This is a genomic window from Sphingopyxis sp. HIX (assembly GCF_001468285.1).
GTDB lineage: Bacteria > Pseudomonadota > Alphaproteobacteria > Sphingomonadales > Sphingomonadaceae > Sphingopyxis.
Genome location: NZ_LNSB01000025.1, coordinates 1 through 25,629, shown reverse-complemented (window position 1 = coordinate 25,629; position 25,629 = coordinate 1). Strand labels below are relative to the sequence as shown.

General features: G+C 67.7%; 24 protein-coding genes. 11 read left to right on the top strand and 13 right to left on the bottom strand.

Annotated features, from left to right (window positions below):
* Nucleotides 1–71: 71 nt before the first annotated feature.
* The 4 genes from ATE62_RS13045 to ATE62_RS13030 form a co-directional block, all read right to left on the bottom strand.
* A complete protein-coding gene (locus ATE62_RS13045; protein WP_156420660.1) occupies nucleotides 72–716 on the bottom strand; it encodes a hypothetical protein in 645 nt (214 codons plus the stop codon).
* Nucleotides 709–1,134 carry a 6,7-dimethyl-8-ribityllumazine synthase gene (gene ribH, locus ATE62_RS13040; protein ID WP_058810025.1) on the bottom strand — a complete coding sequence of 142 codons (426 nt, stop codon included), beginning with the start codon at nucleotides 1,132–1,134 and terminating at the stop codon, nucleotides 709–711. The genes ATE62_RS13045 and ribH overlap by 8 nt, the downstream gene beginning before the upstream one ends.
* Complete coding sequence (ribB, locus tag ATE62_RS13035) at nucleotides 1,134–2,411, bottom strand: 3,4-dihydroxy-2-butanone-4-phosphate synthase (RefSeq protein ID WP_058810026.1); 1,278 nt, start codon at nucleotides 2,409–2,411, stop codon at nucleotides 1,134–1,136. Before ribB ends, ribH begins: the two co-directional genes overlap by 1 nt.
* 222 nt (nucleotides 2,412–2,633) lie before the next feature.
* The gene (locus ATE62_RS13030) at nucleotides 2,634–3,041 is read right to left on the bottom strand and encodes a glycine zipper 2TM domain-containing protein (protein ID WP_058810027.1); all 408 of its coding nucleotides are present in this window, start codon (nucleotides 3,039–3,041) and stop codon (nucleotides 2,634–2,636) included.
* Between the two features lie 188 nt (nucleotides 3,042–3,229).
* Between ATE62_RS13030 and ATE62_RS13025 the strand changes: the two genes are divergently transcribed.
* The gene (locus ATE62_RS13025; protein ID WP_058810028.1) at nucleotides 3,230–4,213 is read left to right on the top strand and encodes an esterase-like activity of phytase family protein; all 984 of its coding nucleotides are present in this window, start codon (nucleotides 3,230–3,232) and stop codon (nucleotides 4,211–4,213) included.
* Between the two features lie 37 nt (nucleotides 4,214–4,250).
* Here the strand turns inward: ATE62_RS13025 and rpmB are convergent, their stop codons facing one another.
* Nucleotides 4,251–4,544, bottom strand: coding sequence for a 50S ribosomal protein L28 (gene rpmB / locus ATE62_RS13020; RefSeq protein ID WP_058810029.1), 294 nt, complete (start codon nucleotides 4,542–4,544; stop codon nucleotides 4,251–4,253).
* Between the two features lie 128 nt (nucleotides 4,545–4,672).
* On the opposite strand from rpmB, the gene tadA reads away from it, so the two are divergent.
* Entirely contained in the window at nucleotides 4,673–5,128 is a 456-nt protein-coding gene (tadA, locus tag ATE62_RS13015) for a tRNA adenosine(34) deaminase TadA (protein ID WP_058810030.1), read from the top strand.
* Between the two features lie 46 nt (nucleotides 5,129–5,174).
* On the opposite strand, the gene ATE62_RS13010 is transcribed toward tadA, so the two are convergent.
* Complete coding sequence (locus ATE62_RS13010) at nucleotides 5,175–5,879, bottom strand: NAD-dependent deacylase (protein ID WP_058810031.1); 705 nt, start codon at nucleotides 5,877–5,879, stop codon at nucleotides 5,175–5,177.
* 167 nt (nucleotides 5,880–6,046) lie between these two features.
* Here ATE62_RS13010 and dapB point away from each other — a divergent pair, with 167 nt between their 5' ends.
* From dapB to ATE62_RS12980, 6 genes are all read left to right on the top strand, one after another.
* Nucleotides 6,047–6,775: a 4-hydroxy-tetrahydrodipicolinate reductase gene (gene dapB / locus ATE62_RS13005; RefSeq protein ID WP_058810032.1), complete on the top strand. Its 729-nt coding sequence runs from the start codon at nucleotides 6,047–6,049 to the stop codon at nucleotides 6,773–6,775.
* Nucleotides 6,772–7,710 (top strand): YwqG family protein, encoded by a 939-nt coding sequence (locus ATE62_RS13000; RefSeq protein WP_058818529.1) that lies wholly within the window; start codon nucleotides 6,772–6,774, stop codon nucleotides 7,708–7,710. The genes dapB and ATE62_RS13000 overlap by 4 nt, the downstream gene beginning before the upstream one ends.
* 1 nt (nucleotide 7,711) lies before the next feature.
* Nucleotides 7,712–8,245 carry a hypothetical protein gene (locus ATE62_RS12995; protein ID WP_058810661.1) on the top strand — a complete coding sequence of 178 codons (534 nt, stop codon included), beginning with the start codon at nucleotides 7,712–7,714 and terminating at the stop codon, nucleotides 8,243–8,245.
* 22 nt (nucleotides 8,246–8,267) lie between these two features.
* Complete coding sequence (locus ATE62_RS12990) at nucleotides 8,268–9,446, top strand: M48 family metalloprotease (protein WP_058810660.1); 1,179 nt, start codon at nucleotides 8,268–8,270, stop codon at nucleotides 9,444–9,446.
* The gene (nth, locus tag ATE62_RS12985; protein ID WP_058810659.1) at nucleotides 9,443–10,099 is read left to right on the top strand and encodes an endonuclease III; all 657 of its coding nucleotides are present in this window, start codon (nucleotides 9,443–9,445) and stop codon (nucleotides 10,097–10,099) included. Before ATE62_RS12990 ends, nth begins: the two co-directional genes overlap by 4 nt.
* 230 nt (nucleotides 10,100–10,329) lie before the next feature.
* Entirely contained in the window at nucleotides 10,330–11,703 is a 1,374-nt protein-coding gene (locus tag ATE62_RS12980; RefSeq protein ID WP_058810658.1) for a M20/M25/M40 family metallo-hydrolase, read from the top strand.
* A 56-nt stretch (nucleotides 11,704–11,759) separates the two neighbouring features.
* Here ATE62_RS12980 and ATE62_RS12975 read toward each other — a convergent pair whose 3' ends face one another.
* Nucleotides 11,760–12,656, bottom strand: coding sequence for an AraC family transcriptional regulator (locus ATE62_RS12975; RefSeq protein WP_058810367.1), 897 nt, complete (start codon nucleotides 12,654–12,656; stop codon nucleotides 11,760–11,762).
* A 164-nt stretch (nucleotides 12,657–12,820) separates the two neighbouring features.
* Between ATE62_RS12975 and ATE62_RS12970 the strand changes: the two genes are divergently transcribed.
* Nucleotides 12,821–13,552: an SDR family oxidoreductase gene (locus ATE62_RS12970; protein ID WP_058810365.1), complete on the top strand. Its 732-nt coding sequence runs from the start codon at nucleotides 12,821–12,823 to the stop codon at nucleotides 13,550–13,552.
* Nucleotides 13,553–13,603: 51 nt separating this feature from the next.
* Here ATE62_RS12970 and ATE62_RS12965 read toward each other — a convergent pair whose 3' ends face one another.
* Nucleotides 13,604–14,197, bottom strand: coding sequence for a TetR/AcrR family transcriptional regulator (locus tag ATE62_RS12965; RefSeq protein ID WP_231736265.1), 594 nt, complete (start codon nucleotides 14,195–14,197; stop codon nucleotides 13,604–13,606).
* 33 nt (nucleotides 14,198–14,230) lie between these two features.
* Here ATE62_RS12965 and ATE62_RS12960 point away from each other — a divergent pair, with 33 nt between their 5' ends.
* Together ATE62_RS12960 and ATE62_RS12955 are read left to right on the top strand one after the other, a co-directional pair.
* Complete coding sequence (locus tag ATE62_RS12960) at nucleotides 14,231–15,406, top strand: aromatic ring-hydroxylating oxygenase subunit alpha (RefSeq protein WP_058810363.1); 1,176 nt, start codon at nucleotides 14,231–14,233, stop codon at nucleotides 15,404–15,406.
* Nucleotides 15,403–17,010, top strand: a complete 1,608-nt coding sequence (locus tag ATE62_RS12955; protein WP_058810362.1) for a phytoene desaturase family protein — start codon at nucleotides 15,403–15,405, stop codon at nucleotides 17,008–17,010. The genes ATE62_RS12960 and ATE62_RS12955 overlap by 4 nt, the downstream gene beginning before the upstream one ends.
* Here ATE62_RS12955 and ATE62_RS12950 read toward each other — a convergent pair.
* From ATE62_RS12950 to ATE62_RS12930, 5 genes are all read right to left on the bottom strand, one after another.
* Nucleotides 16,969–18,960, bottom strand: a complete 1,992-nt coding sequence (locus ATE62_RS12950) for an AAA family ATPase (RefSeq protein WP_058810361.1) — start codon at nucleotides 18,958–18,960, stop codon at nucleotides 16,969–16,971. The two genes, ATE62_RS12955 and ATE62_RS12950, sit on opposite strands and share 42 nt — an antisense overlap.
* Before the next feature lie 244 nt (nucleotides 18,961–19,204).
* A complete protein-coding gene (locus ATE62_RS12945; protein WP_058810360.1) occupies nucleotides 19,205–20,533 on the bottom strand; it encodes an APC family permease in 1,329 nt (442 codons plus the stop codon).
* A gap of 4 nt (nucleotides 20,534–20,537) precedes the next feature.
* Nucleotides 20,538–23,000 carry a TonB-dependent receptor gene (locus ATE62_RS12940; RefSeq protein ID WP_058810359.1) on the bottom strand — a complete coding sequence of 821 codons (2,463 nt, stop codon included), beginning with the start codon at nucleotides 22,998–23,000 and terminating at the stop codon, nucleotides 20,538–20,540.
* Between the two features lie 147 nt (nucleotides 23,001–23,147).
* Complete coding sequence (locus ATE62_RS12935; protein WP_231736264.1) at nucleotides 23,148–24,743, bottom strand: tetratricopeptide repeat-containing sulfotransferase family protein; 1,596 nt, start codon at nucleotides 24,741–24,743, stop codon at nucleotides 23,148–23,150.
* A gap of 4 nt (nucleotides 24,744–24,747) precedes the next feature.
* Nucleotides 24,748–25,629, bottom strand: an 882-nt coding sequence (locus ATE62_RS12930; RefSeq protein WP_231736263.1) for a DsbA family protein, incomplete at its 5' end; no start/stop codon positions are given.

Below are 25,629 nucleotides of genomic sequence, written 5' to 3'. Positions count from 1 at the left end.
GCCATCGGTTTTGCGCAGCGCTGCTGAGAAAGGCGGCCAGCGGCCCCCGCTTTCGCGGGGGCGACGGTTTGCTAATCGCGCTCCGCCAGCGCCTTGTCGACGATGCCCGCACCGATCGGGCCGAGCACGCCGCCGCCGAAGCGGAAGAGGAGGAAGCCGGTGATGAAGAAGATCACCGGCTCGATCATCAGCAGCACGACCGCCGCGATCAGCGCGCCGATCACGATCGCGACGAAACCGCCGCTCAGCGCCGACTGACCCTTGGGCCCGAGTTCGATCGTGCGCGGGCCCTTGCTGTCCCACCATTTGGCGGTGACGATCGTCTTGCGCGCGCCGCCGCGCGGCGGGGCCGGGCGCTCGGCGATTCGCGCTGGCGCGGGAGCAGTTGTTGGAGCAGGGGGCGGCCGGTCCCGATTGGTCGGCGCGTTGCTCCACGGCCGCCGATTGCGTTCGGCGACCGCCGCCGCCATCGACGCATTGCCGCGGTCGCCCGCCGGGGGCGTCGGCCGCGTGTCGGCGCGCGGGGCAGGGGTCGCGGCGGGTGCAGGCGTGCGGCTCCGTTCGGGCCGAATCGGCTCGACGCCCATCGCGCGGTCGTGCTGGTCCATGCGCTCGGCGGCGCTCAGCGGGATCTGGCCGGTCGTCCTGTCGATCACCACCAGCCGCCCGCCGCGTTCGACGACGGAATAGCGGCTGGGGGGTGGTCGGTCAGCCAATGCCGAACTGCTCCTTCAGGGCCAGCATCGCGAGCGCGGCCTTGGCCGCTTCGCCGCCCTTATCCTTGCGCGTCTTGTCGGCGCGCGCAAGCGCTTGCTCTTCATTCTCGACGGTGAGGATACCGTTGCCGATCGCGAGCCCGTCGAGCGTCAGTGCCATGATGCCGCGCGCGCTCTCGTTCGAGACGACCTCGAAATGATAGGTTTCGCCGCGGATCACGACGCCGAGCGCGACATAGGCGTCGTAGCGTCCGCTGTCGGCCGCCAGCGAAATCGCCGCGGGTACTTCCAGAGCGCCGGGGACGGTCACCGTCTCGTGGCTATGCCCCTCGGCTTCGAGCGCCGAGCGCACGCCGTCGAGCAGCATGTCGTTCAAATGGCTGTAGAAGCGGGCTTCGACGATCAGCACATGCGCCATTATTCGGCCTCCCCGGGGATCGAGCGTTCGCCGACGACCGACAGGCCATAGCCTTCCAGTCCGACGAGATTATGGTGCGAGGGGGTCAGCAATTCCATCGCATGGACGCCCAGGTCGACCAGGATCTGTGCTCCGATGCCATAGGTGCGAAGGTCCATGCCCCCCGTCGGCGGCGGCACCGCGTCGGCGTCGGCCGATCCGGGCAGCGGGCGCATCAGCAGCACGATGACCCCCGACCCGGCCTCGCCGATCGCGTCCATCGAGCGCTGCAGGCGGCGCTTTTTCGGCCCTGGGCGCCCCATCAGGTCGTCGAACAGCGACACGGGGTGCATGCGCACCAGCGTCGTGCCGTCGGGGTCGACGGTGCCCTTCTGCAGCACCAGGTTGATGCTGCCGTCGGTCTTGTTGCGATAGGATTTGAGCCGCCAGTCGCCGCCATAGTCCGATTCGAAGGGTTCGTCGGCGACGCATTCGACCAGCCGGTCGGTGCGGCTGCGATAGGCGATCAGGTCGGCGATCGTGCCGATCTTCATCCCATGGCGCCGCGCGAAGGGGATGAGGTCGTCGAGGCGCGCCATCGTGCCGTCGTCGTTCATCACCTCGCAGATCACGCCCGAGGGGTTGAGCCCCGCGAGGCGGCTGATGTCGACCGCGGCCTCGGTATGCCCGGCGCGCACCAGCACGCCGCCGTCGACCGCGATCAGCGGAAAGACATGGCCGGGGGTGACGATGTCGTCGCGGCCCTGCGAGGCGTCGATCGCGACCGACACGGTGCGCGCGCGGTCGGCCGCCGAAATGCCGGTGTCGATGCCCTCGCGCGCCTCGATCGAGGTGGTGAAGGCGGTGCCGTGGCGCGAGCGGTTGTTGCGCGTCATCAGCTCGAGCCCGAGTTGCTCGACGCGCTCGCGGGTCAGCGTCAGGCAGACGAGCCCTCGGCCGTGCGTCGCCATGAAATTGATCGCGTCGGGGGTCGCCATCTGCGCGGGGATGATCAGGTCGCCCTCATTTTCGCGGTCCTCGTCGTCGACGAGGATGAACATGCGGCCGTTGCGCGCCTCGGCGATGATTTCCTCGGGGGTCGCCATCGGCGACAGGTCGCTGCCGTGCGCGAGCCAGTTCTCCAGCTTGCGCAGCGTGTCCGCCGTGGGGTTCCAGCCCGGCGAATCGAGGTCGCGCAGGCTGTTGGCGTGGAGACCGGCGGCGCGCGCGAGCCCCGAACGGGACATGGCGCCGTCATCGACGATGGCGCGGATGCGCTCGATGAGTTGCGTAGACATGCCGCGCAGTTTTCACATCATGATGTGATTGTCAATTGGAGAATCACATTGCGGTGAAGAAGAAGCGCGGAGGGTGGGAAGAGGCAGCCTTGGGATGGGGAGGATTTCCAAGGTCGGCTCCGCCCGCTTTCGGACATCGCCCACCCCAAAAGAAAACCCCGCCCGGTACGAAACCGGGCGGGGGCAAAGGGGGAGGGAAGATATTGGGGGTCGGGTCAGCCCTTAGCGGCAGCCGTCATTCCCCTTGTCGATCGCGCGGCCCGCGATGGCGCCGACGGCGCCGCCGATGATCGTGCCGACCGTGCGGTCGCCGCGACCGGCGATTTCGTGACCGGCAAGGCCGCCGGCAATCGCGCCGATGATCGTGCCGCCGGTGCCGTTGTCGCAGCGCTGGCCGCGATAGCGGTTGTTGTAGCGATTGTCGTAACGACGGTCGTTGCGGTAATCGCGGCGGTTGTCGCGGCGATCGTAACGACGGTCATAGCGACGGTCGTCGCGGTCGTAGCCGCTGTAATAGCTCGAATAGCCGTCGCGGTCGTAATAGCCGTTCTGCGCCGCGGCGGGAGTCGCCACGCCCAGCGTCGCGGTGGACATCAGGGCGGCGATCGAGAGAGTCACCATCTTTTTCATTGTCTGTCTCCTTCTATCGTCGTTCAGCCCGTCTGGGCGTTGTCGATGAAGAGGTTCTAGGCGATTCGCCTTGAGCCGACCCTGAACGCGGCTGTTGGCTGGCGTTCAGCCTTGGTTGCCCGAGGTTCAGCTTGACCCACGCTTCCGCGCGCTTTCCTTTGCCCGCGCTTCGCTCTACGCCCGCGGCGATGCGCCGCCTCCTCCCCGCCGCCCTCATCTTCCTGACGCTCGGCCCGGTGCCCGGGACGCACCATCGCTATACCGTCGTCGACCGCAGCCAGAGTGCGAGCGCCCGCCCGCTGATCCACCCCGCGGGAACCAGCGGCAGCCTGCGCTTCGTCCGCGGCTGGCGGCTGACGAGCCCGAACAGCTTCTTCGGCGGCTTCTCGGCGCTCGCGCGGCTCGGCCCCGGCCGTTTCCTGCTGCTCGGCGACAATGGCCGCGCCGTGCGGCTGACGCTCGGCGCGGGCGGGGTGGAGGCGGTGACGATCGGCGCGTTGCCGCTGCCGCTGCGCAACCCGGGCAGCAAGGCCTTTACCGATACCGAGGCGGTCGCGGTCGATCCGGCGACGGGCAGGATCTGGGTCGCGCTCGAGGGGATCGACCAGATCTGGCGGCTCGATCCCGCGCTGACGCGGATCGAATCGCGCAACAAATCGGCGCAGCTCGCGCACTGGCCCGCGAATCGCGGCGCCGAGGCGATGGCGCGGCTCGCCGACGGGCGTATGATCGTCTTTTCGGAGGATGCCGACGACGATGATCGCGGGCGCGAGGCTTTGCTCTTCACCGGCGACCCCGCCAGCCCGGGCGCGCGGGGCCTGCGTTTCTTCTACGATGCCGGGGGCAAGGGCCAAGTCAGCGACGCCGCCCCGCTTCCCGACGGCCGTATCCTCCTCGTCCACCGCTCGCTCGGCGTGTCGCCGCTGTTCACGACCACGCTCGCCATCGTCGATCCCGCGGACATCACGAAGGACGGGGTGGTGCGGTCGTTGATCGTCGGGACGGTTCCCGAGGCGCTGCGCGAAAATTACGAGGGCGCGGCAGTATCGGTCGAGGGCGGGCGCACCTTCCTGTGGCTCGTCGCCGACGATAATTTCAACAGCTGGCAGCGCAGCCTGCTGCTCCAGTTCGAGCTGGTCGACCTGCCGGGCAGCAAAAAGGCCGCGCGGTAAACCGGCGGCCTGATTGCGATTCGAAAGCGTGAAGGGCTTAGGCGGCCTTTTCGGCCAGCTTCTTCGCCACTTCCTTCTTCAGCTTGCGGGCGTTCGCCGACAGCTGGTCGTCGCCGGCCTTCAGCAGCCAGTTGTCGAGGCCGCCGTTGTGCTCGACCGAACGCAGGCCGTGGGTCGACACGCGCAGCTTCACGCCCTTGCCCAGCGCGTCCGACAGCAGGGTCACATTCTGCAGATTGGGCAGGAAGGTGCGCTTGGTCTTGTTGTTGGCGTGGCTCACATTGTGGCCAACCTGGCGGCCCTTGCCGGTGAGTTCGCAGATGCGCGACATGGTCTTCTTCCTCGAATCAATGGGCGGCGTGCCGGTCGTGCCGCAAGGCACTTAAAGGACCGGGTGGGCCGGGAAAGGCGCGCGCTTATCGGCTTGCAGGAGATTCGTCAAGCGCATAGGCCGCTTTCATGGCCCATTTTCCCCTCCCCGAACCGATGCGCCGCGCGCTCGATCTCGCGCGGATCGCCGCCGAATGGGGCGAAGTGCCCGTCGGCGCGGTGGTGGTCAAGGACGGCGTGGTGATCGCCGAGGGTCACAACCGCCCGCGCGAATCGCACGACCCGACCGCGCACGCCGAAATCGTCGCGATTCGGTTGGCGGCGGCGAAGCTCGGCAACGAACGGCTCGACGGCTGCGACCTCTATGTCACGCTCGAGCCCTGCGCGATGTGCGCCGGCGCGATCGCCCACGCCCGCATCGCGCGGCTCTATTACGGCGCCGACGATCCCAAGGGCGGCGCGGTGGTCCACGGCCCGCGCACCTTTTCGCAGCCGACGGTGCATCATAGGCCGGAGATTTACGACGGCATCGGCGCGCGCGAGGCCGCGGGGCTGCTCAAGGCATTTTTTGCCGGACGGCGATAGCGCCAGATCGAGGGCGAAACTTTTTCCAGAGCCGACGCTTGATCGTTCAACGAGCCAGCACTTCCTCCACCCAAGCCGGCACCAGCAGGCTCGCGGGCCCGTGCCGCGCTTCGTCGAACCAGTGCGACCCCTGGCTCGGCTCCATGTTGAGCTCCAGCGTCCGCGCCCCGCTCGCGCGCGCCTCGCGGACGAAACCCGCGGCGGGATAGACCGCGCCCGAGGTGCCGATCGACACGAACAGGTCGGCGCGGTTCAGCGCGCGATAGATGGCGTCCATCGCGTACGGCATCTCGCCGAACCACACGACGTCGGGTCGGAGATGGCCGGCGACGCCGCACGCCGGGCATGCGGGCCGGTCGAGCAAGGTGCCCGTCCAGGCGCTGCGCGCGTCGCACCCGGTGCACCAGGCTTTGAGATGCTCGCCGTGCATGTGGATCAGCCGCCTGGCCCCCGCGCGCTCGTGCAAATCGTCGACATTCTGCGTCACGATCAGCAGCTCGCCCGCCCATTCGGCATCGAGCCGCGCCAGCGCATCGTGCGCCGCATTGGGCTGCTTGGTCTGGATCGCTTCGCGCCGCGCGTCGTAGAAGCGGTGCACCAGGTCGGGGTCGCGGATATACGCCTCCGGCGTCGCGACATCCTCGACGCGGTGCTGTTCCCAAAGGCCGCCGCCGTCGCGAAACGTGTCGATCCCGCTCTCGGCCGACACCCCGGCACCCGTCAGGATCACGATATTTTCGATCTTGGTCATGCTCCCCCATATCCGTTCGTGTCGAGCCCTTCGACTGCCTTTAGCAGGCGCTCAGGATAAACTTCCACCGACGGGGGAAGTCGGGACACGCGAACGATAGCGCCAACGTGTCTCGACTTCGCTCGACACGAACGGTTAAAGGGAGGCCGTATTTCAGGGGACGGATCATGACCAGCATCGGCATCGTCGGCAGCCAGGGCCGGATGGGCGTCGTGCTCGCCGCCGCGGCGGCCGAGGCAGGCGCGCGCCATTGCGGCATCGACAAGGGCGGCGATGTTGCCAAGCTCGCCGTCGACGCCGAGGTGCTCGTCGACTTCTCCTCGCCCGCGGCGCTCGAGGCGACGCTCGACGCCTGCATCGCGGCGAAGACCCCGATCGTGGTCGGCACCACCGGGCTCGAGGAGCGCCATCACTGGCTGATCGACGATGCCGCGAGCGAGATCGCCATACTCCAGACCGGCAACACCTCGCTCGGCGTCACCCTGCTCGCGCATCTGGTCAAGGAGGCGGCCGCGCGCCTCGACGCCGACTGGGATATCGAGGTGGTCGAGATGCACCATCGGATGAAGGTCGACGCCCCCAGCGGCACCGCGCTGCTGCTGGGGCAAGCCGCCGCCGACGGCCGCGGCATCAGCCTCGATCGCTGCTCCGAACGCGGCCGCGACGGCGTTACCGGCGCGCGCGGCCATGGCAAGATCGGCTTCGCATCGATACGTGGCGGCACCGTCGCGGGCGATCACGACGTGATCTTCGCGGGCAATGAGGAAATGATCACCCTCTCGCACCGCGCCGAAAACCGCATGATCTTCGCGCGCGGCGCGGTGAAGGCCGCGCTGTGGCTGCTTCACCAGCGGCCGGGGCGCTACACGATGCCGCAGGTGCTGGGGCTTTCGTGACCGCGCAGCTTTTCGGCCTGTTCTGCGCCGCGATCGTCGTGGCGCTCGTCCTCGCCGGTCCGGTCCGCCGCTGGTTGGCCGAACGCAAGCGCCAGCGCGCATGGCAGACCGAGACCGCCGAATGGAAAGCCGGTTATGACGCGCGCAATCCGCCCGGCCCGCCGCTGACCGAGGCCGAGATCGCGGCGATCAAGGATTGGTTCCCCGCCCACGCGCTGCCCGCCGCCGAGTTGCGCCCCGACCCCGCCGCCCCCGTCCGTCCCGACGGCTGCCGCCTCGGCGGTCCGGTGTGGCTCGCAGAGGGGCAGGAGTGGCCGGTCGACGGCGACGGCCGACCTTTCGATTTCGTCGCCCAAGTCGATTTCGAGCACCTGCCCGCGCTCGACGGATTCCCCGCCACCGGCGTGCTGCAATTCTTCACTCAGCGCGAGGACATCATGGGGGTCGATTTCGACCATCCCGACCGCTCGGTGATCCGCCTGATCTGGCATCCGAACGGGCTTCCCGCCGGCGGATTGGTTCCGCCGCCGCCGCAGGACGAGCCGACCGGGCCGCTGACCGACGCCACGCGCGACACCGGCATTACGCTGGTCGCCTCGCCGGCAATGCACCAGCCCTCGTTCAATGATTTCCGTGTCGAGGGGCTGATCGACGGGCTCGGCAATAGGCCCAATTTCAAGGTGATCGACGACTGGCTATACGATCCCGCGCACGAAGAACCGATGGTCCATCATGTTGGCGGTCACCCTGCTTTCACCCAGTTTGATTTCCGCCGCCCGCGCCATTTGGACGATTATGACCGCACGCTGCTGCGCCTGACGTCGGACGATCATATCTTCTGGGGCGACGTCGGCGAGGCGGTGTTCCTGATCCGCGCCGCCGACCTCGCCGCGCGCGATTTCTCGCGCGTCGCTTTCTCATGGGACTGCCACTAGCATGACCGACACGACCAAAGTCACCGCAGCCGCCTGCACCTGGCGCGACGAGGGCGGCGGCGAGGCTGCGGCGGCGCGCATCCTGCCCTTTCTCGAGGAGATCGGGATCGAAGTCGACTGGATCGGCGAGGCGAAGGAGCAGCTTCTCGACGGCCTCGCGATCGTGAACGGCCGCATCCTCATCGACCCCGACACGCCGGTGTGGCCCGGCGACCTGCTCCACGAGGCGGGGCATATCGCCGCCGTGCCGCCTGAGGACCGCGCCACGCTCGGCCCGCTCGAGGCCGATGCCACCGACGAGATGGTCGCGATCGCCTGGTCCTATGCCGCGTCGCTGCCGTGCGAACTGCCGCTGCGGCAATTGTTCCACGACGGCGGCTATCGCGGCGATTCGGCGAAGCTTCGGACCAGTTTCGCGACCGGCCACTTCATCGGCGCGCCGATGCTCGGCGTCTATGGCATGACCGCGGACCTGCGCACCGCGCTCGCCGAGGGCAAGCCCGCCTTTCCGTCGCTCAGCCGCTGGCTGCGCTGATCCATCCGCCAGGGAGCCTGTAATGACCTTCGACCCCGCGACCGCCACCGCCGCCTATATCGACGGGCTCGGCCCTGCCGCGCTCGCCAAGGCCGCGGCCTATACCACCGGCAGCGAATGGCTGCTCCTCTGGAACGTCGTCGTAGCCGCGGTGGTGACCTTCGTCTTCGTGCGCTCCCGCATCCTCGACCGCCTTTCGGCAAGGCTCGAACGCCGCGGCTGGGCGCTCCGCACCTTCCTGATCTGCGCCACCTTCCTGCTGCTCTCGGCGCTTCTCACCCTGCCCTGGGACTTGTACACGGGCTGGTATCGCGAAACTGACTATGGCCGCACCAGCCAGCCGCTCGGCGACTATCTCGGCCAGTCTGCGATCTCGCTGGTCATCGGAACCTTGTTCGGCGCGCTCTTCTTCCTCGGCATCTATGCGCTCGTCCGCCGCGCCGGAAAGCGCTGGTGGGTCTGGTCGGGCGGGCTCGCCGCGGGGGCGATCCTTGGCATCCTGCTGCTTTCGCCGATCGTGATCGAGCCGATGTTCAATGATTACAAGCCGCTTCCCGCCGGCGCGGTGCGCGACGCGCTCGAAGTGCAGGCGAAGGAAGCCGGCATCGAACCCGATCGCATTTTCGTCTTCGACGGGTCGCGCCAGTCGAACAACTTCACCGCCAATGTCTCGGGGCTCGGCCATTCGGCGCGCATCGCGATCTCCGACGTCGCGCTCAAAGGCGCCTCGCTCGACGAGGTCCAGGCGGTCACCGGGCACGAGATCGGCCATTATGTCCTCGGCCAGGTCTGGTGGCTCGTCGCGGTCTTTTCGCTGCTCGCGGTGCTGCTCTTCTTCCTCGCCGACCGCCTCTTTCCCCGCTTCGCCAAGCTGTTCGGCAGCGACGCGACGATTGCGGAGGCGCGCGGCTTCCCGGTGCTGATGTTCATCGTCTCGCTGTTCGGCCTGCTCGCGCAGCCGGTGCAGAATTGGGTCGTGCGCAAGGGCGAGACCGAAGCCGACCTCTATTCGGTGCAGACCGTCAACCTGCCCGACGCGATGGCGAGCGCGCTCGTGAAGACCGCCGAATATCGCAACCCGCGCCCGAACGCGGTCGAGGAATTCCTCTTCTATTCGCACCCCTCGGTCGAGCGCCGCGTCCGCGCCGCGATGGAGTGGAAGGCGGCGCATCCCGCCGGAAAGCAGCCCGCCCCCCAATGAAAAAGGCCGACATCTTCGAATTCTACCGCCGCCTCGCCGAGCTGAACCCCAGCCCTGAGACCGAGCTGGAGTTCGGCAACACCTACCAGCTGCTCGTCGCGGTGGTGCTCTCGGCGCAGGCGACCGACGTTGGCGTGAACAAGGCCACGCGCAAATTGTTCCAGGAGGTGAAGACCCCGCAGCAAATGGTCGACCTCGGCGAAGCGGGCCTCAAGCAGCACATCAAGACGATCGGGCTGTTCAACGCCAAGGCCAAGAATGTCATCGCCCTCTCCGAAATCCTCGTCCGCGACTTTGGCGGTGAGGTGCCTGCGGATCGCGATACGCTGGTCGAGCTGCCGGGGGTCGGACGCAAGACCGCCAATGTCGTGATGAATTGCGCTTTCGGGGCGGAGACCTTCGCGGTCGACACGCATATCTTCCGCGTCGGCAACCGCACCGGGCTCGCGCCCGGCAAGACGGTGCTCGCGGTCGAAAAGAAGCTCGACAAGGAAACTCCCGGCCCCTTCCGCGTCGGGGCGCACCACTGGCTGATCCTCCACGGCCGCTACATCTGCAAGGCGCGCACGCCCGAATGCTGGCGCTGCCCGGTCGACGACCTCTGCCGGTTCAAGCCGAAGACCCCGGCGCCGAAGGCGAAGAAGGCGGCGTAAAAAGAGTTTCGCGCAAAGACGCAAAGATACGAAGAGGTCGCGCCATTTTTCCGGCCCGGCTTGCCGCCGCAGGCGAAATAAAAGCGCTTCGCGCGGTTTTGGGACGCAATCTCCGCGCCATGCACGAACATCTTCCCGTCTTTGCGTCTTTGCGCGAAACATATATCGTGCCCTATCGGGCCGCGCGACGCCTCTTGCGCAACCCGAGCGACGCGCCATAACCCGCTCTCATGCAAAGCCTTGTCGCCCCGCTCGCCCTCGCCGCCGCCCTGCTCGCCGCCGCGCCCGTCCACGCCAAGCCCGCCGACGCCGAGGCGGCGAAGAAGATCCTCAAGGACAGTATCGCGATCCCGACCGTCATGGGCCGCGGCAAGGTTCCCGAACTCGCCGCCTATTACGCTGGCGTGCTCAAGGCCGCGGGCTATGCCGACGCCGATATCGAGATCACCCCGATCGGCGAGACCGCGACCTTCGCCGCGACGCTCCACGGCACGACGCAGGCCAAGCCGATCGTGCTGCTCGGCCATATGGACGTGGTCGAGGCCGATGCGAAGGACTGGACGCGCGACCCCTTCGTGCCGGTCGAAGAGAATGGCTATATCTTCGGGCGCGGGTCGGAGGACAACAAGTTCGACGTGTCGATGATGGTCGCCGCGATGGCGCAGCTCAAGAAGGAGGGCTTCAAGCCGAAGCGTAGCATCATCCTGCTGCTCTCGGGCGACGAGGAGACGTCGATGACGACCACCCGCGCGCTCGCCGCAAAGTACAAGAACGCCGAATTCGCGCTGAACGGCGACGGCGGCGGCGGGCTGATCGCCGAGGACGGCAAGCCGCAATATTACGGGCTGCAGGCAGGCGAAAAGACCTATGCCGACTTCACGCTCGAGGTCACCAATGCTGGCGGCCACAGCTCGCGCCCGTCGGACAGCAATGCGATCGTCCAGCTGTCGAACGCGCTGGCGAAGGTCGGCGCCTATCGCTTCACCCCGCAGCAGAACGAGCTGACCAAGATCGGCATGCCGATCGTCGCCGACCAGGTCGGCGGCGACATCGGCGCGGCGCTGAAAGCCTTCGCCGCCAACCCGGCCGACGCCAAGGCGATCGCCGCGATCCGCGCCGACCCCGAATATATCGGGCAGATCGGTACCACCTGCGTGCCGACCTTGGTGAAGGGCGGCCACGCCGAAAACGCGCTGCCGCAGCGCGCGACCGCGAACATCAACTGCCGCATCTTTCCCGGGGTGCCGGTCGAGGCGGTGCGCGCCGAGCTCGAAAAGGTCATCGCCGACCCCGCGGTCAAGGTGAACCCCGATCCCGACGCCAGCGCCAGCGACGCCTCGCCGCTGCGTCCCGACGTCATGGCGGCGGTGAAGAAGGCGGTCCATGCGCGCGCGCCGGGCCTGCCGATCATCCCGTCGATGAGCGCGGGCGCGACCGATAGCTATCATTTCCGCGCGCAGGGCGTGCCGAGTTACGGCGTCGCCGGGCTCTTCTCGAAGGCCAGCGACAGCTATGCGCACGGCCTCAACGAGCGCGTGCCGGTCGACGCGATTGCCCCGGCGCTGGCGCATTGGGACAGCTTGTTGAGGGATTTGTCGAAGTAGCCGATCCTCCCCTCGCGCCTGCGGGGGGGGGGGAGAGCGGACATCGGCTCTATCCCTCACCCCGCCAACCCCGCCGGCATCGCCCGCAGCCTTGCCGCATCGCGCAGCGGCGGCATGCCGAATGCCTTGGCGTAGTCGCGGCTGAACTGCGACGGGCTGTCATAGCCGACCTGGAATCCCGCGCTTGCCGCGTCGATCGCATCGGATACCATCAACCGCCGCGCTTCGAGCAGGCGCAGCCGGGTTCGGTATTGCAGCGGACTGAATCGCGTCACGCTCTTGAAATGCTCGTGGAAGGACGACGGGCTCATCCCCGCCAGCCCTGCCAGATGGTCGATGCTGAACGCTCCGGCATAATGATCCTTGATCCACGCCACCGCGCGGCTGATCTGGTACAGCTTTGTGTCGGCGGTCGCGATATGGCGCAGCATCGCGCCCCGCGGTCCGGACAGCAGCCGATAGAGCAATTCGCGCTCGATCAGCGGTGCCAGCGCGGGAATATCATCGGGCGTGTCGAGCAGGCGCAGCAGCCGCAACGCGGTGTCGCGCATCGCAGGGTCGACCTCGCCCACCGCGATCGATGCCGCATGGTCGCCGCGCGGCACACGATCGTCATGCGCGAGCAGCAACTCGCTCAGCACCGCGACGTCGAGGTCGAGCTTCAGGCACAGATAGGGATCCTCGGCGCTGGCCTCGAGTATCATGCCGGTCACTGGCAGGTCGACCGACACCACCAGATATTGCGCGCTGTCGTAAACGAAGCCGGTATCGCCGATCAGCACGCGCTTGCGCCCGCTGATCGCGAGGCACAACGATGGCTCATAGACCACCGGCATCGGTTCGCCCGCTTCGGAGCTACGGACAAGCGATATACGCGGTAGCGGGCAGGGGTGGATGCCGTCGCTCGGCCGGTGGCGAAGCAGGATGTCGCGCATTTCTTGCAAGCTCGTCATGATCGCGGTGTCGCATCCCGATCTGGGCCCCGCAAGCGCAAAGCCCATCATGCGGAGGATCGTGCAATCATCGCTGAGCTGCGATCTACCGCTCCTATCCCGACCGGGTGCAATAAGTCTCCAGCGAACGGCAAGGCGCCGCTCGGCAGACAAGGAGACCGACCATGACGACCACCGACAAAGTCATCCTCATCACCGGCGCGAGCAGCGGTATCGGCGCCGCCACGGCGCGCGAGCTCGCCGCCACCGGCGCGAAACTGCTCCTCGGCGCGCGCCGTACCGATCGGCTCGAAGTGCTGGCGGCCGAGATCGCCGCCGCCGGCGGCACTGCCGAGTTTCGCGCGCTCGACGTCACCAACCGCGCCGACATGCAGGCCTTCGTCGATCATGCCACCCAGCGCTTTGGCCGCGTCGATGTGCTGGTCAACAATGCCGGCATCATGCCGCTGTCGCCGCTCGCCGCGCTCGAAACGGCCAATTGGGACGCGATGATCGACGTCAATATCCGCGGCGTCCTCAACGGCATTGCAGCCGCGCTGCCCGGCTTCACCGCGCAGGGTTCGGGGCATTTCGTCAATGTCGCCTCTTTGGGCGCACATTATGTCGTGCCCACCGGTGCGGTCTATTGCGCGACCAAATTCGCCGTCTGGGCTATCACCGACGGCATTCGCCAGGAACATCAGGATATCCGCGCGACGATCATCTCGCCCGGCGTCGTCGAATCCGAACTCGGCCATGACATCACCGATCCGGACAGCGCCGCCGCCATGGCCGAATTCCGCAGCATCGCGATCACCCCCGACGCGATCGCTCGTGCGATCCGCTTCGCGGTCGAACAGCCCGCCGATGTCGACGTCAGCGAAATCATCGTTCGTCCGGTGAAGGGCAGCTTCTGACGATCTGTTCCCCGGCGAAAGCCGGGGTCCACAAGGAAAGGGCGGCGTTGCTCAGTCGAGCAGCGCCGCCACCGCCTGTTCGATCATCGCCGTCGCCGCGTCGGCGCCGAAGCTTGTCGAATCGAGCGACAGTTCGAGCCACAGCCCGTCGACCATCGCGGTCAGCATGATCGCCAACCGGTCGGCATCGCGTGCTCCGCAAGCCGCGAGCAGCTCGCTCAGCCGCGCGCGATAACCGGCGTAGCTTTCGGCATGGATACGCGTCATGCGCGCGTCGCTTCGGGCCAGCGCCCAAAAGGCGGTCCAGGCGCCGAGCAGCTCGGGATCGGTCACCGGGGGGCGGAAGCTCGCGGTCAGATAGGCGTTCAGCCGCGCGCGCGGGTCGGGGCCGGCGCTCTCGACCGCGGCGGCGAAGATCGCGTCCATCCGGTCGCTCGTCGCCTGGTAGGTCGCGGCGACCAGGTCGTCGATCCCCGCAAAATAATGGCGCAAGAGCCCGGGCGACACCCCGGCGCGCGCGCAGATCGCGCGCACATTCGTCCCCGCGAGGCCGAGCGCGGCGAGGCACGCCGCGGTCGCCTCGATCAGGTCGGCGCGGCGGGCGTCGGCGCTTTCGCGCGTAAAGGCTTGGCGAGCGGGCTGCATCTTGTTATACACTTGTACAATAAGGATCGACTCATGGCAACGCTGCGCGACACTTTCGACAATTTCCGGAACATCGACCCACTCGACGGCTGGTCCTTGCCCGCCTGGACCTACAGCGACCCCGAGTATCACGCGGTGGAGATGGAGCGCATCTTCCGCCCCAGCTGGCAGGTCGTCTGCCACGACAGCGACATCCCGAACGTGGGCGACTGGCACAGCATCGACTATTGCGGCGAGAGCGTGATCCTGGTCCGCGGCGCCGACCGCAATGTCCGCGCCTTTACCAACGTCTGCCGCCACCGCGGCTCGCGCCTGCTCGACGGCGCGGCGGGCTGCGCGAAGAAGCTGGTCTGCCCCTATCACGCCTGGACCTACGAACTCGACGGCCGCCTCACGGGCGTGCCCGACAGCGCGAGCTACCCGACGCTCGACAAGGGCAGGGCGGGGCTCGTCCCCGTCGGGCTCGAACAATGGCGCGGCTTCTGGTTCGTCCGGCTCGAGGATGACGGCGGCCCGTCGGTCGCGACGATGATGGCGCCATACGAGGCGATGGTCGAACCCTATCGCTTCGAGGAACTCGGCGCATTGGGGCGCGTCACGCTGCGTCCGCGCGAGGTGAACTGGAAGAATGTCGGCGATAATTATTCGGACGGCCTCCACATCCCCGTCGCGCACCCGGGCCTCACGCGTCTGTTCGGCAAAAGCTATGGCGTCGAGGCGAAGGACAATGTCGACCGTATGTGGGGCGATTTGATCGACCGGCCGTCGGCCAATTGGTCCGAGCGCATGTACCAGCGGTTGCTGCCGCCGGTCCCGCATTTGCCCGCGGATCGCCAGCGCCACTGGCTCTATTTCAAGCTCTGGCCCAATGTCGCCTTCGACATCTATCCCGACCAGGTCGACTTCATGCAGTGGCTGCCGACCGGCCCGACGACCTGCCTGATCCGCGAGATCAGCTATGTCCTCCCCGATGAGCGCCGCGAGATGAAAGCGACGCGCTATCTGAACTGGCGCATCAACCGCCAGGTCAATGCCGAGGACACCGAACTCATCACGCGCGTCCAGCAAGGCATGCAATCGAAGAGTTTCCAGGTGGGCCCGCTCAGCGACAAGGAAGTCTGCCTCAAGCATTTCTGTTCGCGGATGCGCGACCTGATCCCCGAATCCCGCCTCGACCAAGCCCCGCGTGCGGGATGGAGCCAAAAATGACCAAAAAATATGACGCGCTGATCATCGGCGCCGGCCACAATGGCCTCGTCTGCGCCTTCTATCTCGCCAAGGCGGGCCTCAAGGTGCGCATCGTCGAGGCGCGCGACGTCGTCGGCGGCGCCGCGGTGACCGAGGAATTCGCGCCGGGCTTCCGCAACTCGGTCGCGAGCTACACGGTCAGCCTGCTCCAGCCCAAGGTGATCGCCGACATGAAGCTCGCCGATCACGGCTATCGTGTCATCGAGCGGCCGATCAGCAATTTCCTGCCGCAGGAGGATGGCGGTTATCTGAAGCTCGGCGGCGGTCTCGAACGCACGCAGGCCGAATTTCGCAAATTCTCGAACCACGACGCCGAGGTGCTGCCCGCCTATTATGACGCGCTCGAAAATGTCGCCGAACTGCTCCGCGACCTCGCGCTGCGCGTGCCGCCCAATGTGGGCGAAGGCTTCCGCACGCTGATCGACGGCGCACGGCAGGGGCGACGCTTCGCGGGGCTCAGCCTCGAACAGCAGCGCGACGTGCTCGACCTCTTCACCAAATCGGCGCGCACGATGCTCGACAGCTGGTTCGAGAGCGAGGCGGTCAAGGCCGCCTTCGGCTTCGACGCCGTCGTCGGCAACTATGCGAGCCCCGATACCCCGGGCAGCGCCTATGTGCTGCTCCACCACGTCTTCGGCGAAGTGAACGGCAAGAAGGGCGCGTGGGGCCACAGCGTCGGCGGCATGGGCAAGATCACCGAGATCATGGCGAAGGTCTGCCGCGACATGGGCGTCGAGATCAGCCTCGAAAGCCCGGTCGAGAAGGTGCTCGTCGACGGCGACAAGGCGGTCGGGGTCAAGCTCGTCGGCGGCGAGGAGGTCGCCGCGGCGCGGGTCATCGCCAATGTCGGGCCGAAACTGCTCTACGAACGGCTGATGGACGCGTCCGACCTGCCGGGCGATTTCCAGCGCCGCATCCGCGGCTTCAAGGCGGGCAGCGGCACCTTCCGCATGAACGTCGCGCTCAGCGAACTCCCCAAATTCACCTGTCTTCCGGAACCGGGCGAGCATCACCAGTCGGGCATCATCCTCGCCCCGACGCTCGATTATATGGATCGCGCCTTCCTCGACGCGAAGCAGTTCGGCTGGTCGAAGAAGCCGATCGTCGAGATGCTCATCCCCTCGACCGTCGACGACAGCCTCGCCCCTCCGGGCCAGCATGTCGCCAGCCTCTTCTGCCAGCAGTTCGCCCCCGAATTGCCCGACGGCCGGGACTGGGACGATGAGGAAGGCGCCGCCGCCGACGCGATCATCGACACCGTCGAGGCGCATGCGCCGGGTTTCCGCGCCAGCATCGTCGGCCATACGCGCCTGTCGCCCAAGGGGCTCGAGCGCAAGTTCGGGCTGATCGGCGGCGACATCATGCACGGCAATATGACGCTCGACCAGCTGTGGGCCGCGCGCCCGGTGCTCGGAAACGGCGGTTACCGCGGGCCGGTCAGGAACCTCTACATGTGCGGCGCGGGCGCGCACCCCGGCGGCGGGGTCACCGGCGCGCCGGGACACAATGCCGCCGAGGTGGTGCTACGCGACCGGGGTTTCTTCGCGCCCCGTTGGCGCGCCTGATCCGAAGCCGATCGGCTGCGGCATCGCCGGGCGCGCCGCGCGCTCGCGCCGCAGCCGTTCGACCAGCGCCGCATCGTTCGCCGCGCCGGTAAAGCGCATCTGCCGCGCGACGACCGCAAAGTCGCCGAGCGTGAGCCCGCCGAGCCGGTCGAGCGCTGCCGGTGCTTCGCGCCCGAAGAAATGGACGAACGCCCGCCGCGCCCGCCCGGCGTCGAGCGTGCGCATCTCGACCTTGAACACGAAACGCCGCGCCGACGCGGGGTCGAGCTTCGCCGCATGATTGGTCGCCGCGGCAAAGGGCAGCGGATGCTCCGCCATCCAGGTCAGCAGTTCGTTGACCTGGCTGACCTCCCAGCTTCGCGACGCCCCCTGCCGGTCGGCGAGCAGCGAATCGACCTCGTCGAAGAAGAGCATCGCGCCCTGCCGCCGCGCCTCGGCAAAGGCTGCTGCGATCGCCTGTTCGGTCTCGCCGACCCATTTCGACATCAGGTCCGACGCGCGCTTGACATGCAGCGGCCGCCCGAGCTGCCGCGCCAGCGCCTGCACGGCCTCGGTCTTGCCCGTGCCCGGCGGCCCCGTGAGCAGCAGCGAGAAATCGGCGGGCGCGCCGGGGCGGGCCAGCGCGCCGAATAGCGCGGGCAGGTCGGTGTCGGCGGCGAGCAAGGTCTCGTCGAAGGCGCCCTGCGGCCGCGGTGCGATCGTCTCGCCGCGCAGCGTCCCGAGCACAGAGCCCGCGAAGCGGCTGGCGCTCGCCGCGTCGCCCGCGAGCGCGGCCGCGCGTGCCGCGATGCGGAACAGCGATGCCGTCTCGGGCGCGGTCGCGGCCAGCGCCTGCAGCGCGGGGTCGACCGCGACGCTTTCCTCGGCGCTCACGCGTTCGAGCATCGCCGGGCTGTGCGCGGCACCGGGGAAGTCCATATGGATCGACAGGCTGAAGCGCCGCAGGATCGCGGCATCGACGTCGGCGACCGCGTTCGACGTCCAGATCACCGGCACGACATTGTCTTCGAGCAGGCGATTGACGAACAGCTTCGACCCCGCGCGATCGCGCACGCGGCCGTCCTGCTCGCGCCGGGCATTACCGAGCAGGTCCTCCATCTCGTCGAACAGCAGCAGCGCGCGACCGCGCTTTTCGAGCGTGCGCAGCGCCAGCCGCAGAGCGGCGACGCGGTCGAAGCGGCTGGGCTCGTCGCCGTCGCCGTCGGCCTCGCCGACCCCGTGCAGCGGTTCGCCGACCGCGGCGGCCAGCGTGCGCGCCAGCTCGGTCTTGCCCGTCCCCGGCGGGCCGTGGATCAGGATGTTGATCCCGCGCGCGCCGCGATCGATCGCCCCGCGCAGCAGCCGGATCGCGAGCTCGGCCTCGCCGCGCTGCGCCGGGAAATCCTCGAGCGCGTGGCGCGCGGCCTGCCGTGCGCCGAGCAGGCCGTCGAGCAGGCTTTCGTGGCGCCCGGGCGGGGCGTCGAGCAGCCGCTCGAACGCCCAGCAGAGGCCGAACTCGACCCCGCCGCTCTTGTCGGTCCAGCGCCCGACGAGGTCGAGCCGCACCACCTCGGCGCGGCGCAGCGCGTGCGGCGCGATCCCGGTGACCGCGCCCGCCAGGGCCTCCATGTCGAGCTTCTCCGCGCCGATCAGCTGCTCGAGGCTGCGGGTCAGCGGCGCGCGGTCGAGCGCCGTCGCGAGCAGCAGCAACGCGCGTTCCTCGCCGGGCAGCTCGAGCGCCTCGGCCAGTCGGCCGGCCTGGATCAGGCCTTCGTCCGCGTGCGCGCCCGGGGGCGGGGCCGGGAGCTCCGCCAGCAGCGCCGCGCGCGAGATATTCCTTTCATCGAGCCCGAGCGCGGCGGCGCGCGCGCGGGCCCAGCCGAGCAGGGCCCGGCCGGTCTTGGTCTTGCCTGGATGATCCGTGGCGATGGCGCGCGCGAGCGCACGCGCCCAGTGGCTGTCGTGCAACATAGATACCTGCCTGCGGCCGGCGGACGCATGGCGCCCGGCGGCAGAAGTGATGATGGGCGGGTTGGAAATTGCGGCAGCGCCCGGGCGCACCGCGTCAGGAAAAACGCGCTACGACAGCGGGCGGATGCCGCAGGGTTTCAAACCCTGGATGGTCCGGCGGTCCGACACGTCATTTCTCCAGAAAAGCCCGAATCCGGGCTCGTGGGACCGCGCCGATAGGCGATTCGGCGGCCGGAATCAAGCTTCAGGCGGCCGCGGGCTTCGCGTACCGCATCGCCAGATAGATCGGCAGCCCTGCGGCGGTCATGATCAGGCTCCACACGCTCGCCTCCAGCCCGGCGCCGTAGAAGGCCCAGCCGCTGTAGAGAAAGCCCGCGACCGTAGCCGCCACGAAACCCGCCGAGACCTTCATCTCGCCCCGCCGCTCGAGCCACAGCGCCGCGAGCGCGCCGACGATATAGAGGATGATCGCGGTCGAGGTCGTCACCTTGACCATGAAGGCAAAGAGGTCGGCGAGCCCGCGCGAATAATTGGCATAGACGATCACGCTCGCCAGCCCGCTCGACACGAGCTGGGTGATCCACGGCGAGGCGAAACGATTGTCGCGCGCGAAGGCGGCGGGGAGCAGCCGGCGGTGCGCCAGATCGCGCGGGATGTCGCCCTGCAGCAGCACGAAGCCGTTGAGCGCGCCGAGCGCCGCGATCGCTGCGAAGAGCGCGACGACCTGTCCAGCCTCGGGGCTGACGAGCCGCGAGAAGAAGGTCGCATAGGCCGCGTTCGAACTATGGAGCGTGTCGAGCGGCACGAGCAAAGTCACCGTCGTGCACGACAGGAGGTAGAGCAGGCCCACCGCCGCGGCGGCGATCACCGTCGCGCGCGGGATCGTGCGCTCGGGATCCTTGACCCGGTCGCTGACCACGCACGCGCTTTCGAAACCGAGGAGCGCGAACAGGGTCAGCGTCGCCGCCGAGCTCACCGCCGACAGGCTGACCGGCTCGGTCCCGGCCATCGTCGGCGGGGGCGCGGTACCGGTGCCGAGCGCCCAGATGCCGACGAATATCGCGCCGACGACCGGGATCAGCTTGAGCCCGAGCGTCAGCAGCTGCGCGCCGCCCGCGCGCCGGACGCCCGCGAGGTTGACGAGGGTGAAAAGCCAGATGCAGCCGATCGCGATCCACGCGGTCAGTGCGCCGGCGTCGGCGAGCCAGGGCATCAGGATCGACAGATTGCTGAGCGCCGCGACCGCGAGCGTCGCGACCACCGTCCAGCAGCTGATCCAGTAGCTCCATGCGACGATGAAGCCGGTGCCGGGGCCGAAGGCTTCGGCGGCATAGGTATAGGCCGCGCATCCGGTCGGCAGCCGCTTCGCGAGCCGTGCAAAGACGATGGCGAGGCACAAGGTCCCCGCGATCGACACGCCCCAGCCGATGATCGCGTTCCAGCCGAGCGGCGCGAGATCGCGCGGGAGCAGGAACACCCCCGACCCGATCATATTGCCCATGCCGAGCGCGACGCACATCAAAAGGCCGAGCTTTTGGCCCGGCCTTTCGTTGTTGGTTTGCGGTTCGGTCACCCGATCAGAACTTGGCGCCCAGTCGCGCCCCGATCGTCCGGGGCTGGTTCACCAACACCTGCACGCGCCCGTCGCACTGGCCGCAATTCGAGAAGCGCGCGAGCTGTGCCCGCTCGTCGAACGCATTCTGCAGGAACAGCTCGAAGCTGTAGTTGCTCCATTCGAACCCGGCGCCGAAGTCGACCGTGGTCGACCCCTTGATCCGGCCGAGCGCATTGGCGGTGGCGACGCGGATGTCGGGGGTGGCCGAGCTGCGATGCGCGATCACCGACTGGAAGTGCATCTCGCCCGGCCCGACCGGGAATTGGTAACGCACCGTCGCATTGCCGTTGAACTTCGGCGTCACCGGCAGGCGCGTGCCCTTGGCCGCCGAAATCGAGTTGCCCGGGTCGGTACATTGATAGGTCGGATCGTCGATCGCGCAGAGATTATTCCGGGTCTTGGCGTCGGTATAGGAGGCCGCCGCGGTGAAGGTCAGCCCGTCGGTCGCCCGGATATTGACGTCCGCCTCGATCCCCTTGATCCGCGCGTTCGGACCATTGTGGATCTCGGTGAAGCTGTTCTCGCCCAGGAAGGAGAATTGGAAGCGTTTCCAGTCCTGCATATAGATCGCCGCATTCAGCCGGACCTTGCCGTCGGCCAGCGTCGTCTTGATCCCCAGCTCGTAATTGGTCAGGAAGTCGGCGTCATAGGGCGCGATCGTCCCGCGCCGGTTGATGCCGCCCGGACGGAAGCCCCGCGACCAGGTCGCATAGGTCATCACATCCTCGCTGGCTTTCCACGTCAGGTTCACGCGGTGGGTGAAACCCGTATCCTTGGTGCGCTTGGGGACAAGCTCGCCGCCCACGAAATCGGCAAGGTTGGTACAGGGTCCGCCCGGCACCGCGGCGGGCAGCAGCGTGCCGCCCGGATTATCGCGCAGGATCGCGCCCGTCGTCGTATAACAGCCGGCGACGCCCGTGCGCGAGCTGCCCGCGCCGTTGAACGGCGGGCCGTTCGGGTTGCGGCCGAAGCCGAAGAAGCCGATCAGGCTGTTGTCATATTTATAATAGCGCCCGCCGCCGGTCAGCGTGACCGTCGGGGTGATGTCGAAGCTCGCTTCGCCGAACGCCGCATAATCCTTGTCGACGCGCTTCTGCTCGGTGAGCCAGAGAGTGCCCGGGCGGCCGTTGACCGACAGCGCGCTCGCGAGACCGGGGACGATATAGTCCTGGTGGATTTCGTTGCTCTGGCGTTGGTAGAAGAGCCCGGCGACGACGCGGAAGCGTTCGTCCTGCGGCGACGACACGCGCACTTCCTGGCTCATCTTGCGGAAATGGTCGGTCCCGATGATGAACTGGCGCGGGTCGATGTCGTTGCCGCCATTGTCCTCGAGGTAGAAATAGCCGGCCAGCCCGCCATAATCGGCATAGAGCGCGTCATAGGCCTCGGCATAATCGGTATAGTCGTTGATCTGGTACGTCTTGCGGTCGAGATAGGCACCGGCATAGGTCAGGTCGAAATTGCCGATCTTGCCCTCGATCGTCAGCGCCGCCTGGATGAACTTGTCGCGGCGCTGGTCGGGATAGAAACGCTGGACCTGCAGGTCGCCGACGAGCGGATCCTGGACGAAGACGCCGCTGCTCTTCTGCTTCTGGTAGAGGACGGTCGGGGTGATCGTCCAATTGTCGTCGAGGTCGACCTTCAGCGCGGCGCGGCCGCCATAGATTTCGGCGTCGTTGAAATCCTTTTCGACGAAGGCATTGTTGTTGACCGTGATGCCGCCGGGCGTCGGCAGGAAGCTGCGCGTGCCGGGGACATTGTCGATATAGCCCGAATCGCGCTGGTACCAGCCGACGAAGCGCACCGCCGCCATGTCGCTGAGCGGGGCGTTGATCATGCCCTCGACCTTGCCGCCGACGCCGCCGCTCTTGACCGTGTTGATCTCGCCGTCGACGCGGCCCTCGAAACCGCTGGTGTCGGGCTTGTTGGTGATGATGCGGATCGTGCCCGCCTGCGACGAGGCGCCGTAGAGCGTGCCCTGCGGCCCGGCGAGCGATTCGATGCGCGCGATGTCGTAGACATGGACGTCGAGCGTGCCGCCGATCGTCGTCACCGGCTGTTCGTCGAGATAGACGCCGACGCTGGGCAGCGAGCCCGAATGGTTGCCGTCGCCGCCGCTCGCGACGCCGCGCATATAGACGGTGGTCACGCCCGGCTGGCTCGACTGGAAGGAGACGCTGGGCAGCAGTTTCGAGAAATCCTCGAAATTGGCGACGTTCAGCTGGTCGAGCTTGCGCGTGCCGAGCGCCTGGATGCTGATCGGGACGTCCTGCAGATTTTCTTCGCGCTTCTGCGCCGTGACCACGATCTCGTCGTCGTCGCCGGTGTCGGCTGGAGCATCCTGCGCCAGCGCCGGCGTGGCCGACAATACCGTGCCGGACAGCGATGCCAGAAGCAGCGCGCGGCGCGAAAATTGGAACCGCATAAAAGACCCCCTCATATGTGCGATCGCCGTTGCAGCGGCGGAAAGGGAAGCTTGAACAGTTTCGGCGCGCCGTCAATCGGGCGCCCGCGAAATGACGGCGTGCGACCGCCGTTTCGCGGCCACTATGACAAAATTGCAACAATCGCCTCAGGGCGTCGCCGGATACTGCGTCAGCGCGGGCCCCAATGCATCGACCAGCGGTCCCAGCCATTCTTCCATCGCGCGCCACTGGCCGACGCCGTCGCGGTTGATCGGGCGCCGCACCTGTTCCGAACTGGCGGTCCGCACCGCGCGCTCGTTGGTGTGGAAATCGAGGCAGGCGGCCTCGAACGGGAGGCCGAGATAAGCGAGCAACGCGCGCACTTCGCCTTCCAGATCGTCGATCAGCCGCTCGTGGAAGACGCGGTGGACATGGCCGGGCAGGACGGCGTCGAAATGGTCCATGAGGCGCACATAATCGGCATAATAATGCCCCATGTCGGCGAGGTCGTAGCTGAACGCCTGGCCGCGGGCATAATGTTGCTTGAAGTTCGAAAAACAGCAATCCATCGGGTGGCGCCGCGCGTCGATGATCTTGGCATTCGGCAGGATCAGCCGGATGAAACCGCTGTGCAGCCAGTTGTTGGGCAGCTTGTCGATATAGAAGGGCTTGCCGCTCTTCCGCTGCACCGCCGTGTCGTGCAGATAGCGTTCACCGAGCACGCGCGCGTCCTCGGCCGACAACCGGGCGATGCCGCCCATGCCGCGCGCCTGGCCATAAAGTTTCGGGATGTCGGGCAATTCCATCGTGCCCTCGACCATCGAATGGCTCGACAAGATCTGCTCGATCAGCGTCGATCCGGCGCGCGGCATGCCGATGATGAAGACCGGGTCGCTCGCCGCCGCGCCATGGCCGCGGCGCGCTTCGAAAAATTCGGGGGTATAGAGCGCGATCGCATGATCGACCGCGGCGCGCGTCTGGCCGGCATCGTAGGGTAGCAGTTCCTTGCGCAGCGCATTGCCCGTCGCATAATGCTCGAAGGCCGCGGCGGCCTGCCCGCGGTCCTCATGCGCCTTGCCGAGCGCGAAATGCAGGTGGAACCGGTCCGGCGCGCCGATGCCGTCGGCATCGAGTGCCGCGCGCATCGCCGCGATATCGCCGTCGTCGAACTTCAGCGTCTTCAAATTCGCGAGGCTCCACCACACTTCGCCGAGCGTCGGTTTCAGCGCGAGCGCCTCGCGATAGGCGGCGACCGCGTCGACCTGCCGCCCCACGGTCTTCAGCATATGGCCATAGGACATCCAGATCTTCGGCTGCTTGCCGAAATTCTGGAGCACCTGTTCGTAGAGTTCGAGCGCCTCGTCGAACTCGCCGACGCGGCCCAGCGCCGCGGCCTTTAGATTGGCGTTGGTCGGGTTGTCGGGGTCGAGTTGCTGCAGCCGGTCGAGCTCCTCGACCGCCTCGCCCGACCGGCCTTGGCGGTGGAGCACGGTCGCGAGGTTCGAGCGCGCGGCGAGGAATTCGGGCGCGAGTTCGAGCGCGCGGCGCAGCAGCGCCTCGGCATCGCGGTAGCGTTCGATCCGCGCCGCCAGCTCGGCGAGCATGCGCATCGCGGCGACGTCGAACGGGTCGCGCTTCAGATGCGCCTTCAGCACCGGCTCGGCGTCGTGCAGCCGTCCCTCGTAGAGCGCGAGCGCGGCGTCCATCAGCGCAGGGTTGCGGACCGCGCGGGTGATCGAGGTCTCGGCCGATCCCGCGGTCATCGCCTCAGCCCTTCGCCCGCGCCTTGGCGACCGCGTCGCGCAGCCCTTCATAACCGATCTGGCCCTGCAGCAGCTGGTCGCCGATGACCCAGGTCGGGGTGGCGTTGAGCTGCAGCTGGCTGGCGATCGCGAGATTGCTGTCGAGTTCGCGCTGGAAGAGCGCCTCGTTGGCGGTCGCGTCGGCGCTGCCGTCGGTGACCACGCCTGCCTTCTCCGCCGCTGCGGCGATCGCGCTGGCGTCGAGCGACGGGGCGCGGAACATTGCGTGGTGGAAGGCGTCATATTTGCCCTGGCGCGCCGCGGCGAGCGCCATGATCGCGGCGTCGCGGCTCTGCGGCGAGATGATCGGCAGCTCGCGGAACACGACTTTCACGCGGCGGTCGCTGCGGATCAGCCGGTCGATGTCGGGCAAGCTGGCGCGGCAGAAACCGCAGGCGTAGTCGGTGAAGACGGTCAGCGTCACATCGCCGTCGGCATTGCCCGCCCAGGCCCCGGCATAGGGCTTTTCGAGCGCCGGGCGGATCTGGTCGATCGCCTTCGCCATCTCGCGGTCGCGCTGCGCCGACAGCGCCTCGGGAATGATCTGCGGGTTCGCCTTGATATAGTCGGCGACGATCGTCTCGACCTCGCTCTTGCTCATCCCGCCGCCGAAGCGGCCGCCGAGCCAGAAGGTCGCGCCGAGCAGCAGGATCGCGCCGAGCGCGAGCGCCCAAAGGGGGGCGGGCAGGGCGAAACCCCCGCCGCCGCTTCCGCCGCCGTTGCCGCGTCCCGGCGGGGCGCGATGCGGGGTGCGGTCGTCGGCGGCGGGCGCCGAGATCGAGGGGGGCGGGGCTGCGCTCGCGGCCTTGGCGGGCTTCGCCGCCGACGACCGCACCCCGCATCGCGC

What these genes read in the sequence shown, in the direction of transcription:
- ribH (WP_058810025.1), bottom strand. Translation starts at nt 1,134, where the DNA reads ATGGCGCATGTGCTGATCGTCGAAGCCCGCTTCTACAGCCATTTGAAC.
- ribB (WP_058810026.1), bottom strand. Translation starts at nt 2,411, where the DNA reads ATGTCTACGCAACTCATCGAGCGCATCCGCGCCATCGTCGATGACGGC.
- ATE62_RS13030 (WP_058810027.1), bottom strand. Translation starts at nt 3,041, where the DNA reads ATGAAAAAGATGGTGACTCTCTCGATCGCCGCCCTGATGTCCACCGCG.
- ATE62_RS13025 (WP_058810028.1), top strand. Translation starts at nt 3,230, where the DNA reads ATGCGCCGCCTCCTCCCCGCCGCCCTCATCTTCCTGACGCTCGGCCCG.
- rpmB (WP_058810029.1), bottom strand. Translation starts at nt 4,544, where the DNA reads ATGTCGCGCATCTGCGAACTCACCGGCAAGGGCCGCCAGGTTGGCCAC.
- tadA (WP_058810030.1), top strand. Translation starts at nt 4,673, where the DNA reads ATGGCCCATTTTCCCCTCCCCGAACCGATGCGCCGCGCGCTCGATCTC.
- ATE62_RS13010 (WP_058810031.1), bottom strand. Translation starts at nt 5,879, where the DNA reads ATGACCAAGATCGAAAATATCGTGATCCTGACGGGTGCCGGGGTGTCG.
- dapB (WP_058810032.1), top strand. Translation starts at nt 6,047, where the DNA reads ATGACCAGCATCGGCATCGTCGGCAGCCAGGGCCGGATGGGCGTCGTG.
- ATE62_RS12995 (WP_058810661.1), top strand. Translation starts at nt 7,712, where the DNA reads ATGACCGACACGACCAAAGTCACCGCAGCCGCCTGCACCTGGCGCGAC.
- ATE62_RS12990 (WP_058810660.1), top strand. Translation starts at nt 8,268, where the DNA reads ATGACCTTCGACCCCGCGACCGCCACCGCCGCCTATATCGACGGGCTC.
- nth (WP_058810659.1), top strand. Translation starts at nt 9,443, where the DNA reads ATGAAAAAGGCCGACATCTTCGAATTCTACCGCCGCCTCGCCGAGCTG.
- ATE62_RS12980 (WP_058810658.1), top strand. Translation starts at nt 10,330, where the DNA reads ATGCAAAGCCTTGTCGCCCCGCTCGCCCTCGCCGCCGCCCTGCTCGCC.
- ATE62_RS12975 (WP_058810367.1), bottom strand. Translation starts at nt 12,656, where the DNA reads ATGACGAGCTTGCAAGAAATGCGCGACATCCTGCTTCGCCACCGGCCG.
- ATE62_RS12970 (WP_058810365.1), top strand. Translation starts at nt 12,821, where the DNA reads ATGACGACCACCGACAAAGTCATCCTCATCACCGGCGCGAGCAGCGGT.
- ATE62_RS12965 (WP_231736265.1), bottom strand. Translation starts at nt 14,197, where the DNA reads ATGCAGCCCGCTCGCCAAGCCTTTACGCGCGAAAGCGCCGACGCCCGC.
- ATE62_RS12960 (WP_058810363.1), top strand. Translation starts at nt 14,231, where the DNA reads ATGGCAACGCTGCGCGACACTTTCGACAATTTCCGGAACATCGACCCA.
- ATE62_RS12955 (WP_058810362.1), top strand. Translation starts at nt 15,403, where the DNA reads ATGACCAAAAAATATGACGCGCTGATCATCGGCGCCGGCCACAATGGC.
- ATE62_RS12950 (WP_058810361.1), bottom strand. Translation starts at nt 18,960, where the DNA reads ATGTTGCACGACAGCCACTGGGCGCGTGCGCTCGCGCGCGCCATCGCC.
- ATE62_RS12940 (WP_058810359.1), bottom strand. Translation starts at nt 23,000, where the DNA reads ATGCGGTTCCAATTTTCGCGCCGCGCGCTGCTTCTGGCATCGCTGTCC.
- ATE62_RS12935 (WP_231736264.1), bottom strand. Translation starts at nt 24,743, where the DNA reads ATGACCGCGGGATCGGCCGAGACCTCGATCACCCGCGCGGTCCGCAAC.